Below are 12,931 nucleotides of genomic sequence, written 5' to 3'. Positions count from 1 at the left end.
ACCGCAACCTCCGTCGCGGCCCCGCATATTTCGGCCGCGACACCAGAAGGCTAGTGGTTCATGCGCAGGATTGGCTTGATGACCTTTCCGCTCTCTGAGTCGGCCATCGCCTCGTTGATCTCCTCGAGGTCGTAAAACTGGACGAGCTTGTCGAATGGGAAGCGACCTTGCCGCCAATATTCAATAAGCTGAGGCACGAATTCAGACGGTATGCTTTGCCCTTCGACTACTCCAACAAGGGTGCGGCCAAATAGGAAGTTGCCGATGTCGATCGTGCCTTCGGTGCCGAGCGCAGATGAGCCGACAAGTCCGCAAGTCCCTGGCGTTCCAAGGCAATCGACGGCCTGGCGAAAAACCTTTGGAGAGCTTGTGCATTCCAGGCTGAAGTCCACGCCGGCTTGAACGATCTCTTTGATGGCCTTGATACTGTCTTCCCAGCGAGCATTGATTGTGTGTGTTGCACCGAGTTCAATTGCAAGCTCGAGACGCTCATCGTTGAGATCGACAACGATAATAGTCGTGCACCCTGCGATTTTTGAGGCCATGACAGCCGCCATCCCAACCGCTCCCGCGCCGAAGATCGCAATGGACGACCCAGGCATTGGCTTTAAGCAGTTTAACACCGCGCCCGCGCCTGTCTGGAGACCGCAACCGAGCGGACCGATAAGCTCGAGGGGTACGTCCTTGGAAATCTTAACTGCGTTGCGTTCGCTGGCGATGGCGTACGTCGCGAACGAGGACTGCTCGAAAAAACAACCGCTAATCTGTTTGCCGTGCGAATCGTGGATCGGGCAGGTGCCATCGGCGCGGGTGCCGCGGAAATTTCTGCCGAAGAAATCTTCGCAATAATATGGCGTGCCGACGCGGCACCTTTCGCACTTGCCGCAGTAGGCGTAGCTGAGGGCGACGTGGTCGCCGGGAGCGAGCCTCTTAACGTCCTTTCCGACCGCTTCGACGATGCCGCTGCCCTCATGTCCAAGGACGACCGGTTGAGGCACGTCGTATCCCTGATCCCGGACGACCATGTCCGTATGGCAGACGCCGGACGCGACGATCCGAACTAGGATTTCGTCCGCTCGCGGTTCATCAATTCCGATGCACTCTAAGACGAGAGGCTTCGCCTTCTCGCGCGAGATTGCAGCATACGCTTGCTTCATAAGTTGGGCTCCTCCAGACGCGCACCAGCGCAGATGGGCGAAAACTACGTATCCTCAGACAATCAGTCAATATGTCTCGGTCTATTTTGTGTGCAATCGAATTTCCACTGTCATGACCGCCACTTAAAACGTCGAAAAAGCACGTCTTTACAGCGGTAAGCGCTAGCGATTGGCGCCTGTATTGCAAAGCGGATGGGCTTCGAATTACATTCGTCGGCCAACCGTTGACAGATTAGCAGACAAAAAATAGCTTTTTGCCGTTGGAAAATACAACTTCACATGTGCCACTCGGGAGGAAGAAGGAATGTTCGAAGCGCCGAAGGCGTGGTCCAGTCGTTCAATGAAGGCCGCGCAAATTGAGGGAGTAAGGGGACGGGTCTCGGTAGCTGAGGTCAAGGTCCCGGAGCTGGAGCCAGGCGATGCTCTCGTTAGGGTCGTGGCATCAGGGATCTGCCGAAGTGACTGGCATCTATGGAACGGCGACTGGGAATGGGTCGGAATGAAGCTTCAGCCCGGAGCCGTCCTCGGGCATGAAATCGGCGGCATTGTCGAAGCCGTCGGATCCGACGTGAAGTCCGTCCGCCCTGGGCAACGTGTCACGGTGCCGTTCAATCTGGCATGCGGGCATTGCCACCATTGCTCTCGCGGCGAGCAGAACATTTGCGACAACGCGGCGGTGCCGCACCTCATCCCAGGATCAGGCGGCTGGGCGCAGTACATGCGCGCGCCCAACGCTGACCTGAACTGCATACCGCTTCCGGAGGGGGTGGACGAACTCACCGCCGCGGCGCTTGGCTGCCGCTACATGACGGCGTGGCGTGCAATCCAGAGCCGTGGCGCGTTGCGCGGCGGAGAGAGCGCCGCCGTCTTTGGGTGCGGTGGCGTCGGGCAGGCCGCAATAGAGATCGCAGCGTCGCTCGGCGGACGTGTGATCGCTGTCGATGTCGATGATGCAAAACTTGCAAAGGCGAAGGAAATCGGCGCGCATGCTGTCGTCAATGCGAAGGGCCTTTCGTCTGAGAAGGTCGGCGTCGCGGTCAGGAGAGTTACGGAACGAGACGCGGGGGTCGATCTCGCAGTCGATGCGCTCGGTAGCGTCGCGACCGTACACGGGGCGCTGCATTCGCTCCGCAAAGGCGGGCGATTGTCCCAGGTTGGTCTGACGTCCCAGGCGGAGAAGGGCATCGTAGCGATTCCGATGGACATGATCGTGCTCAAAGAACTCGAAATTCGTGGCAGCCTGGGCAATCCACAGAGCGAGTATGGCGACCTCCACAGTCTCGTCGCTTCGAAGAAACTAAGACCCACCGCTCTTGTGAGTCGAACGGTTTCCCTCAGTGACGTCCAATCGGTTCTGCACGACATGGATAGCTTTAACACGAGCGGCTATGTGGTGATCACCGACTTCAACTGAAGCCGACCGCAAGGGAGTCTGGCCGAGGCGTCATCGGTCGTCCTCGGTCAGAACAGACATGCCGAGCAGGGTTTCCAACCGCCCTGATCGGTAAGTGACGCGTCCTTTCAGCCCGTGAATTCGTTCCTTTCGTTCCCATCGCTTTGCCCGTCACGGACGATGACCAAGGTCGCCATTTTCATCCCTTTTGTTCGCATTCAGTTTCGGGTCCAATGATTGTCCTATTGTCTCATGCTCTGGCGAAAAGCGAACGGAGTCGATAAATCAATAGGATAGATCCCCTATATCTAGGTATCTACCGTGGATATTTAAATAGATTGACAGATTGTCTGCTGATTTATAATGATGCTCGTCGCCGTTCTGTGGAGAGTCCGGCAACGGCAGGAGACTAAGCGGCTCTCGCATATCAGACAAAAATTTCCGCCTGGGGCGGTAGAGGAGGAACTTAGATGAAGAGACGTACATTCCTGCAGGCCGGTAGCGCGTTGCTCGCCGCTGGCACGTTCGGCGTGCCGAACATTCTTCGGGCGGCGACCGATATCAACATTCTTTCCGACACCTGGCCGTCCGAGGGCGACAACCCGATCGTCGAAGCGGGCAAATTCGCGAAGAGCGGTCCCTGGAAGATCGGTCACAGCCATTACGGTCTCGCAGGATCGACGCACACCTACCAGACCGCCTTCGAAGCGGAATACGAAATTGCGCGCAACAAGGATCGTGTCGCGGACTATCAGTTCCGCAGCGCCGACTTGAACCCGTCCAAGCAGGTCGCCGACATCGAAGACCTGATCGCGCAGAAGGTTGACGCGATCATCATCGCTCCGCTGACCACGGGGTCGGCCGTAGAAGGCATTCGAAAGGCGAAAGCAGCCGGGATACCGACCGTCGTCTACCTCGGCCGTGTTGATACCGAGGATTTCACTGTTCAGGTGCAGGGCGACGACTTCTATTTCGGACGCGTCATGGCGCAGTTCCTCGTCGACAAGCTCGGCAACAAGGGTAAGGTTTGGGTCCTGCGCGGCGTCGCCGGCCATCCGATCGATGCCGACCGCTACAGCGGCGCCATGGAAGTCTTCAACAAGTCCGGGCTTCAGATCACATCGACACAGCACGGCAGTTGGTCATACGAGGATTCGAAGAAGATCGCCGAGAATCTCTATCTCGCCGATCCCGACATCGCCGGTGTTTGGACCGATGGCGCCAATATGTCGCTCGGCGTTCTCGATGCCCTTCAGGAAGCCGGCGCCTCAACGATACCGCCGATCACCGGCGAAGCGCTGAATGGTTGGATGCGCCGCTGGAACGATGAAAAGCTGTCGTCAATCGGGCCCATCTGCCCGCCGGCGCTTTCCACCGCCGCGCTACGCGCCGCGTTCGCGCTTCTCGAAGGGAAGCCAATCAATCGCAACTGGACTAACCGTCCCAAGCCAATCACTGACGACACGCTCTCCAAGTTCTACAGGCCAGATCTCACTGATGCATATTGGGCTCCGACCGAAATGCCGAACGAGAAGCTGCTCGAATACTTCAAAGCCTGAAGCAAGCCGGGCGCGGAATTTCCGCGCCCGCAACTCCAACAACATGGAAAGCTTTCATGAGCCTGCTTGTCGAAATGGTCGGCATCAATAAGTCGTTTGGCGCCACGAAGGTCTTGTCGGACGTACGCTTTTCGCTGGAGCCCGGCTCGGTGCACGCCCTGATGGGCGAAAATGGCGCGGGTAAATCCACGCTGATGCGGATTCTGTCCGGCGTTTATCAGCCCAACTCGGGAACCGTGCGGCTTCGCGGTGAGGACGTCAACTTCCGTAGCCCAAAGGAAGCGCGCCTCGCCGGCGTATCGACGGTATTCCAAGAATTCACTCTCATACCCAATCTAACCGTCGCCGAGAACATGTTCCTCAGTCACGAGCCACGGCGCGCTGACGGCTCGATCGATAGAGCAGCGGTAATCGAGAGATCGCGCCGTCTGTTGGCCGACGTGTTTCCCCAACTCGACCCGATGGCGATCGTCGACACGCTGACGGTCGCCCAGCAACAGGCTGTCGAAATCGCGAAGGGTCTTACATCGAATGCGGACGTTTTCATCTTCGACGAGCCAACAGCAGCGTTGAATTCGGCCGACGTTCAACACCTGTTCAAAGTCATCCGGGATCTCAAGCGCGCCGGCAAAGCCGTTGTCTATATCTCACATCGGATGAACGAGGTCTTCGAACTCTGTGACAAGATCACGGTGATGAAGGACGGCGCGTGGGTGAGGACCGGGAAAGTGGAAGACTTCAACCTCCGTTCTCTTGTCGCCACGATGGTCGGCCGAGAACTGCAGAACTTTTTTCCGTCGCGGGCGGGTGAAACGGGCGATCATATGCTCGAGGTCTCTGGCCTTCGCCTTGATGCCCAAGGACCGACGGTTCAATTTTCAGTAAAGAGAGGAGAAATCCTCGGGCTTGCGGGTCTCGAAGGACAAGGGCAACGGGAAATCATGAGAGCGCTGGTCGGAGTGGAGTCGGCGAAATCCGTCTCTATCAGACGCCGGCATGCCGACTCATCCATGCGCGTCGTGGACGTCTCTTCGGGATTCTCCAGCGCGATCTCCGCAGGCATCGGTTTCATACCCGAGGACCGCAAGCAGGAAGGTCTATTTCTCCGTCTGCCAATTTACGACAACATCGCGCTTGGCAAGCAGCTCAACCGCAGCATGGCCAGCGTCGCGTGGAGATCCGTTTCGCGCGTGCGTGAAATCATCGCGTCCCTGCGGGTAGCGGCCGCCGACCCCAGCGCACCCGTTGGCAAGCTCTCCGGCGGAAACCAACAAAAGGTCTTGCTCGGACGGTGGCTTCTGTCGGGCGTGGACATTCTTGTGATCGAGGAGCCAACGCGTGGCGTGGACGTCGGCGCGAAAGCCGAGATCTACCGCCTGCTTCGTGACTTCAGCGAGCGTGGCGGAGCAGTGATCGTTTCCTCCCGTGAACTCGCCGAGCTCATCGGGCTCTGTGACAACATTCTGATCGTCCACGACCGAAAGATCGTGGGTCAGACGCCTGCCGTCGGAGCCACCGAAGAAAGCATTCTTGGAACCGCGTTGGGGTCTCATGCCGCGCATGATCAGAGCGCTGCGGTTCATTGAGGAGAAGTTTATGAACACTGTCGCAACTTACCTCAGGGTTCCGTATCGAGCAGGGGCGATCCGACTTTCGATCGGAACGCTCGTCGTGATGCTCGTCGCGTCGATTGCCTTCCTGCCCGGCTTTCTCGAGGGCGAAAACCTCTCGAACCTGCTTGCGCAGTCGACCACCCTTGTCATCTCAGCGCTTGGCCAGACATTCGTGATCCTGACCGGCGGCTTAGACGTCTCTGTAGGGTCAATCATCAGCGTGACGACCGCGATAATGACGCTGGACATGCCCGTTCTCGTACGAATCCTGCTCTGCATTGCGGTTGCAACCGCATTCGGGCTGGTCAACGGTTACGGCGTTGCGCGCCTGAACGTGCACCCGATCATCATGACCCTCGCCACGATGGGAATCGGCCAGGGTCTCGCTCTGATCATACTCCCAATTCCCGGGGGAAAGGTGCCGAATTGGCTTTCGACCTCGGTGGCGGGCTCGATGGGCCCGATACCGAACTCCTTGGTCTGGCTCGTCGTCGCTTCGCTCGCCGCCGCCTGGATCCTCTATCGCAGACCGTTTGGCCTCTATCTTTTTGCTGCTGGTGGCAATGAATTCAACGCCCGCATGAACGGCGTGCCGGTGGAGCGCACGATCATCAACGCCTACGTTCTGTCGGCTCTCTTTGCCTGCGCCGCAGGGATGTTCCTAGCGGGACGGCTTGCGTCCGGCGATCCCAAGGGCGGAGCCGCTTTCGGGATTGAGTCCGTTACGGCGGCAGCCCTCGGCGGCGTTCACCTCGCCGGCGGAATCGGAAGCATCTTTGGTACTGCCGTAGGAGCCGCGATTTTGGGCCTCGTCAACAACGTGATGAACCTCGCGAATGTCTCTGCCTTCCTGCAATCGGTGGCTAAAGGCGCGCTGCTCCTCGTGCTCGTCGTATCGCAGCGGCGCAAAACAATCGGACTTTGAAGAAGATGGACACCTCGATGACTACCGCTAATTCTAAGCCCGGTGCGCCATCGCCCTCGGTTAACGGCAAGCGCGCTGTTTCCTGGATCATCGGTCTGCCTCCGGCGTACTATGTGCTTGCGATGCTAATCGCGGTCGCGCCGGCCGTGAGCGCGACCCTTGTCAACCCGAACTATTGGTTTGTAATCCTCAAGCAGTCCGCCCCACTTGGAATAGCTGTGCTCGCGCAGTCTCTTGTGATGAGAGTTCGGTCGATTGATCTCTCCGTCAGCGGCGTTTTCGCTTTTGCGATCTACCTCGCAAGCTCGGGCTTGTTAAACAGCTACCCGCCCTTCCTGACCGTGGCGATGCCTATCGTAGTTGGGCTGCTCGTCGGAATTATCAACGGCGTCCTCGTCGCTTACATCCGTGCGTCCGCCGTTATTTCGACGCTAAGCGTCTCCGCGATCCTGATCGGCATCGTTCAGTATATGAGCGCGGGCAGGGCGCCCGGCTCCACGCCAACGTGGCTACGCGTACTGACGAACGGCAACGTGCATGGACTTTCCTATTCCGTCATCATCTGGGTCGCGACTTCGATTCTCGTAGCCCTCGCGTTCCGCTTCTTGATCGTTGGCCGCTATTTCCGTGCAGTTGGCGATAACCCGCGCGCCGCTGAGACAACGGGGATCCCGCTTGCCCGAACGATACTTGTCTCGCATGTGACGGCAGGAGTCCTGACCGGGATCGCTGCGCTTGTCCAAGTTTCCGCGCTGGCGGTCGGCACAATCAAGCCGGGCTTCGATACGTTCATGAATGCTTTGGCTGCGACGATCCTCGGCGGCGTCACCTTCGGCGTCGATCGTGGCGGCGTTGCTGGTCCGTTTGTTGCGGTCGTCGCGTTCAGCTTCCTGTTTGCGATGCTGACCGTTTTCGGCATTCAGGAACCAGGAAAGCTCATCGTCCAGGGCCTCATCATCGCGCTAGCCGCGATCATCTACGGAACTCGAACGGGGCGCATCTGAGCCCGAGTGCCGTAATTGTCGATCGCAGTTGTTTCCGCGACTTAGCAAGAGAAAGCAGGAGAGAAGAAATGGTCAAGATTACTGCGGCCGTCGCCGTGAAGCCGAAGGCTCCACTGGAGTTTCGGGACCTCGAGCTCGCTGACCCCGAAGGGAACGAGATCCTTGTCCGAACGGTTGCAACGGGCATCTGCCATACCGACCTGCTTCTGCGAGATGGCATCTTCGGCCCACCGGCTCCCGTCATTCCAGGGCACGAAGGTGTCGGGATTGTCGAGGCGGTTGGACCTGACGTGCAGGCATTGAAGATAGGCGACGCCGTCGCCCTCAGCCAGAGTTCATGCGGCTTCTGCGCCGACTGCCGGCGCTCGCATCCGATGAACTGCCAGAACTACACGCAATACAACTTGACGGGTCTGCGGCGAAACGGGAAGAAAGCCATCGTATGTGACGATGTGGGCAGCAACTTCGTCGGTCAGTCTTCCTTCGCGACACACATTCTAGCGACAGAGAACAATGCAGCTCTACTCCCCTCGGAAGGCTTCGACCTTACAGATGCAGCGCCACTCGGTTGCGGCATGGCGACCGGAGCCGGCACCGTCATCAATGCCATGAAGCCGGAAATTGGTTCGACCATTGTCATATTCGGTGCGGGAGCCGTGGGCATCGCGGCAATCATGGCCGCCAAAGTGCGTCGATGCAGCAAGATCATCATCGTCGATCTGAACCTGCAGCGTCTCGAGATGGCCAAGGAACTGGGCGCGACGCATGCCATCAACGGCAAGGAAGCCGATATCGTGGAACAGATTCACGCCCTGACCGGCGGTGGTGCTGATTTCGCCGTCGAGGCGGTCGGTATCATTCCAGTTATCCTCAACGCCATCAAATGCACACGGCCAGGCGGACATGTCGTTCTGCTCGGCCTCGACGCGCTCGGCAAGGACATCCCGATCCCACTCGACCTCATGGTCTTCAACCGCAAGATCCAGGGCGCAATCCTCGGCGACCAAATTCCGCAGTTGTTTATTCCGCAGATGGTTCAGCTCAATCAGGCAGGCCAGTTCCCGTTTCAGAAGCTGATCACGAAGTATCCATTCGAGAAGATCAACGAGGCCATCGCGGACGCGGAAGCGGGTCGCGTTATCAAGCCCGTCATCGTGTTCAACTAGGAGCCAGCCGATGTCGCCCACGAAATCCGGGGAACAGCACCTTATCGTCGAATTCAAAACCACAACCCAGAACAGGGGCCGCGTGAAGGAACTCCTTCTGGAGTTTATCGGACCGGCCCGTGAAGAAACAGGATGTCTCTACTACGACCTGTACCAGCGCGCAGACGAGCCCAATACGTTCTACATTCTCGATGGCTGGGCGAACGAGGAGGCGGTGGCCGCTCACGGCAAGCACCCCAATGTGATCCGCGTTCTGGAGCCACTCCTGCCACTGCTCGTTAGTCCCCCGTCCATCATCGTGAATAGCCGCGTAAGCGACTGAATGAACCGCGTCAGTGGCTCGGCCGGAACTGTGCTTCCGATGAGGAGCACCCCGTCCATATCTTGGAGTGAAAATGGCGCAACATCGCGTAGTGATCGTAGGTGGAGGCTTTGCGGGTCTCCAGCTCGCCAGGGATCTCAAATGCCCAAAAACTTCCATTACAATCATCGATCGGCGCAATCATCATCTCTTTCAGCCACTGCTTTACCAGGTCGCGACAACGGTGCTTGCGACGTCGGAAATAGCTTGGCCGATAAGGACGCTGTTCCGCGAAAGGAAGGACATCTCTACGCTGCTCGGCGAAGTCGTCGGCATCGACATAGCGCAACGCTCTGTATCACTGAAGGGCGATCATTCGGTGCCGTACGACACATTGGTCCTCGCCACTGGAGCGCGCCACGCCTATTTCGGCCGTGACGAGTGGGAGCCCTTTGCTCCCGGTCTAAAGGCGCTCGAAGATGCGACGACGATAAGAAGGCGGCTTCTTCTTGCGTTCGAGAAAGCCGAATTGGAGGCGGATCTCCAGCGTAGGAAGGCCCTCTTGACCTTCAGCATCATCGGGGCTGGACCCACGGGGGTAGAGATGGCTGGCATCATTGCCCAGCTCGCTCATAAAATCCTGGTGGAAGAGTTTCGAAGCATCGACACCTCGTCGGCGCGAATTCTGTTGATCGAAGCCGGGCCGCGAGTTCTTCCGATCTTTCCGCCGGCACTGTCCGACTACGCCGCCAAGTCGTTGACGAAGATGGGTGTCGAAGTCTGCATCGGCCGCCCGGTGACCGCCTGCAACGAAGACGGCGTGACCATTGGAGACGAGGTCGTTCCGAGCCGAACGGTTATCTGGGCAGCAGGCGTTCAGGCATCCAAGGCGGCCGAATGGGTCGGAGCGCAGCGGGATCGCGCAGGAAGAGCGCTCGTTGAACCAGATCTGACCGTTGCCGGGCACCCGGAAGTGTTCATCGTTGGAGACACCGCTTCCGTGAGAACGGAAGACGGAAGTCAGGTACCTGGCATCGCGCCCGCGGCGAAGCAACAAGGGAGATATGTTGCCTCGGTCATCAAGGCGCGGCGCCTGCAAAAACCCGCGCCCGCACCCTTCCGCTACAGACACCTCGGCAACCTGGCGACAATTGGCCCGAGCTCGGCTGTCATTGATTTCGGGAAGTTCCGACTGAAGGGTTCGCTTGCTTGGTGGATATGGGGTCTGGCCCACATTTACTTCCTGATCGGCACGCGCAGCCGAATGGCCGTCGCACTCAGCTGGCTCTGGGTCTTCACGACGGGACATCACTCGGCGCGCCTCATCACGCAGAAAGAGACGCTTAAAGAAGAAGTCTGATAGCGGCAGTAGATATCGCGGTAATGGGCAAAGAATCAACGACATACATGGGGGATTTACTATGTCGTTTCTAGAGAATGTCAGCATAAAACTGAAAATGCTTCTGTTGGTGGCGCCGGTCTGTGCGATCGGCATAACCGGATTGACATTTGTATCGCTCAAATATCGGTATGCCTCACAGAGCTATGTCAGCTTCATCGCCGAGGATGAGGCGGCGGCCATTCAGATGGCCCGGGCGAGCCAGCGGCTTACCGCGCTGAGCTACAATGCCTACCAAGTCATGTCTTATGACACCAAGGACCCGAACATCAAAAAATTCGCTCTTTATTACGAGAACAACAAGGCGAAATTGCTTTCCGAACTTCGCGCTGTCAAGAAGCTGGCTCCCGATCAGAAGGAGAGTATCGATGGTTTCATATCTGCCGCCAACGGTATTCTCGAGCTGACCAACGGGGCGGTCCAATTGGCACTTAAGGGCGACACCGCAAATGCCAATGCACTGCTGCGCCGAGCCGACCCAATCATAGCGGATCAGGTCCTTGCCGTGCGTGACTGGACTGATGGGTTTGCCAGCGCAACCGCGCTCAAGAGCCAGCAATTGGCGGACAGCGCCGATAAAACCAGCTTCTATTCGCTCGTCACTATCGCAGTCCTGTTTGCGTCCTTATTGGCGGTGTCGATCTTCATAGCCTCCCGGTACGTGACCCTGCCGATGGTTCGTCTCAGGGACCGAATGATGTCTCTGGCGGATGGTAACACGGGCGACGAAGTCTTAGGCGAGGAGCGTCGAGACGAATTGGGAAGCATGGCCCGCGCAGTGTCAGTGTTCCGAAAGAACGCCATTGAGCGCACACAGTTGGAACACGAGAGCGAGCTGGTGCGAGAGGCAGCGGAAAGAGACCGGCAAACGCGCGAGGGGAGGGACGCTGCCGACGCCGGCGCGGCAAAGTTTGCTGTAAGCACATTGGGCGCTGCACTTCAGCGGCTTTCCGACGGGGACTTAACCCACCGGATCGAAACACCCTTTAGAGCGGATCTGGATAGTCTTCGGTTCGACTATAATGCTTCAGTCGAAAAGCTCCTTGGCGCGTTGTTGTCGGTGAATCAAAACGCCTTTCAGATCGACAGCAGCTGTGAAGAAATCCGTTCGGCGTCCCATGACCTGTCCACCAGAACGGAGCGGCAAGCCGCTTCACTCGAGGAGACTGCAGCGGCGGTTGGACAGGTAACGTCCGCGATTCGCGAGAACGCGATTCGAGCCGACGAAGCGAAAGTCCTGGTCGCACAAGCGAAGACTGGGGCGGAGGCGTCCGGTGTCGTCGTTCGTTCTGCGGTCGAGGCGATGCGAAACATTGAGAAATCTTCCGATCAGATCACGACAATCATTGAGGTGATTGATGAGATCGCTTTTCAGACGAACCTCCTTGCCCTGAATGCCGGAGTTGAAGCTTCCCGGGCTGGCGATGCCGGACGTGGCTTTGCAGTAGTGGCTCAAGAAGTTCGAGAGCTGGCGCAGCGATCAGCGACAGCTGCAAGGGAAATCAAGCAACTGATTTCGAGTGCAAGCGCACAGGTGGAAAAAGGGGTATCCCTCGTAGACGAGACTGGAAAGAGCCTGGGCCAGATTATAGCGGAGGTCACCGAGATCGATCGGCATGTCGTGGCAATAGCCTGGTCGGCGCAAGAGCAAGCGATAACGTTGGCTAACATAAACGCCACGGTCGGCTCAATTGACAACGAAACACAAAAGAACGCGGCGATGGCGGAACAATCCGCCGCCGCAGGAAGCATGTTAGCGTCACAGGCGGAAGCGCTCACCGAACTCTTGTGTCAGTTCAAAATCCATCAACCTGTCGCTGAAGACGACAATCTTCCGGCATCCGACGACGGAGCGAGCGCAGAGGTTATCCTGCTAGACAGCTCGCGGGCGGTACGAGCATAGGTCTCTGGCGCGGTGGAAATGCAATTGCGACGCCTCATCGTGGACGATCGGCGAATTTATCTGCAGCGCGTTCCATAAATACCTTTTACGCCACCGACATTGAAATAGCGGTCAACAGTTCCGGCACGGCGCGAGTTTCGAGGCCAGCATTGTGCGGCTTGTTGCTATGGCGTTCACGGTTTAGCCCAGGAAAATCGCATAATGGATCGACGGGAACTCACGATCTACTCGTGGTGATCAGGTGCAAGGCAGAATTGCCCCTTGTAACCGCTGCTGTTGACAGCTTGCGATCGAATGTCGCCAGCTGCCCCCCATGCACCTTGGCTAGCGCAAGCAGGTAGGTGTCAGTTACCTGTCCCGATGTTAGAATCTTCGTGGGAGCGATATCACCTGACCCGACAAGGCTCACATCGTCCGGCCAAAAACTGTGACCGGGGAGCGACCGCAATTTGCGGAAGATTTCCATCACGAGTGACGGTGAACCGGGAGAGTTGGGATATTTGGGGTTGCC

Annotated in this window: 11 protein-coding genes; 9 read left to right on the top strand and 2 right to left on the bottom strand. The window is 57.9% G+C overall.

Annotated features, from left to right (window positions below):
- Window positions 1-50: 50 nt before the first annotated feature.
- Entirely contained in the window at window positions 51-1,157 is a 1,107-nt protein-coding gene (locus tag CO660_RS24500; RefSeq protein WP_097600912.1) for an NAD(P)-dependent alcohol dehydrogenase, read from the bottom strand.
- 304 nt (window positions 1,158-1,461) lie between these two features.
- Here CO660_RS24500 and CO660_RS24495 point away from each other — a divergent pair, with 304 nt between their 5' ends.
- From CO660_RS24495 to CO660_RS24455, 9 genes are all read left to right on the top strand, one after another.
- Entirely contained in the window at window positions 1,462-2,571 is a 1,110-nt protein-coding gene (locus tag CO660_RS24495) for an alcohol dehydrogenase catalytic domain-containing protein (RefSeq protein WP_210421954.1), read from the top strand.
- Between the two features lie 449 nt (window positions 2,572-3,020).
- Entirely contained in the window at window positions 3,021-4,109 is a 1,089-nt protein-coding gene (locus tag CO660_RS24490; RefSeq protein ID WP_097600911.1) for a substrate-binding domain-containing protein, read from the top strand.
- Window positions 4,110-4,165: 56 nt separating this feature from the next.
- Window positions 4,166-5,695: a sugar ABC transporter ATP-binding protein gene (locus tag CO660_RS24485; RefSeq protein ID WP_097600910.1), complete on the top strand. Its 1,530-nt coding sequence runs from the start codon at window positions 4,166-4,168 to the stop codon at window positions 5,693-5,695.
- Window positions 5,696-5,705: 10 nt separating this feature from the next.
- Entirely contained in the window at window positions 5,706-6,647 is a 942-nt protein-coding gene (locus tag CO660_RS24480; RefSeq protein WP_097600909.1) for an ABC transporter permease, read from the top strand.
- Between the two features lie 5 nt (window positions 6,648-6,652).
- Entirely contained in the window at window positions 6,653-7,651 is a 999-nt protein-coding gene (locus CO660_RS24475; RefSeq protein WP_097600982.1) for an ABC transporter permease, read from the top strand.
- A gap of 68 nt (window positions 7,652-7,719) precedes the next feature.
- On the top strand, window positions 7,720-8,817 hold the full coding sequence (locus CO660_RS24470; RefSeq protein ID WP_097600908.1) for an NAD(P)-dependent alcohol dehydrogenase: 1,098 nt from the start codon (window positions 7,720-7,722) through the stop codon (window positions 8,815-8,817).
- A 10-nt stretch (window positions 8,818-8,827) separates the two neighbouring features.
- Window positions 8,828-9,139, top strand: coding sequence for an antibiotic biosynthesis monooxygenase (locus CO660_RS24465; RefSeq protein WP_097600907.1), 312 nt, complete (start codon window positions 8,828-8,830; stop codon window positions 9,137-9,139).
- Between the two features lie 73 nt (window positions 9,140-9,212).
- Window positions 9,213-10,478 (top strand): NAD(P)/FAD-dependent oxidoreductase, encoded by a 1,266-nt coding sequence (locus tag CO660_RS24460; protein WP_097600906.1) that lies wholly within the window; start codon window positions 9,213-9,215, stop codon window positions 10,476-10,478.
- Between the two features lie 61 nt (window positions 10,479-10,539).
- A complete protein-coding gene (locus CO660_RS24455) occupies window positions 10,540-12,420 on the top strand; it encodes a methyl-accepting chemotaxis protein (RefSeq protein WP_097600905.1) in 1,881 nt (626 codons plus the stop codon).
- A 217-nt stretch (window positions 12,421-12,637) separates the two neighbouring features.
- On the opposite strand, the gene CO660_RS33605 is transcribed toward CO660_RS24455, so the two are convergent.
- Window positions 12,638-12,931, bottom strand: a 294-nt coding sequence (locus CO660_RS33605) for a VapC toxin family PIN domain ribonuclease (protein ID WP_097600904.1), incomplete at its 5' end; no start/stop codon positions are given.

Origin of the sequence: Rhizobium sp. L9 (assembly GCF_002531885.1) — a bacterium.
Classification (GTDB): domain Bacteria; phylum Pseudomonadota; class Alphaproteobacteria; order Rhizobiales; family Rhizobiaceae; genus Rhizobium.
Note: the sequence above shows the minus strand (reverse complement) of the source record. Positions and strands in the feature narration are given on the sequence as shown.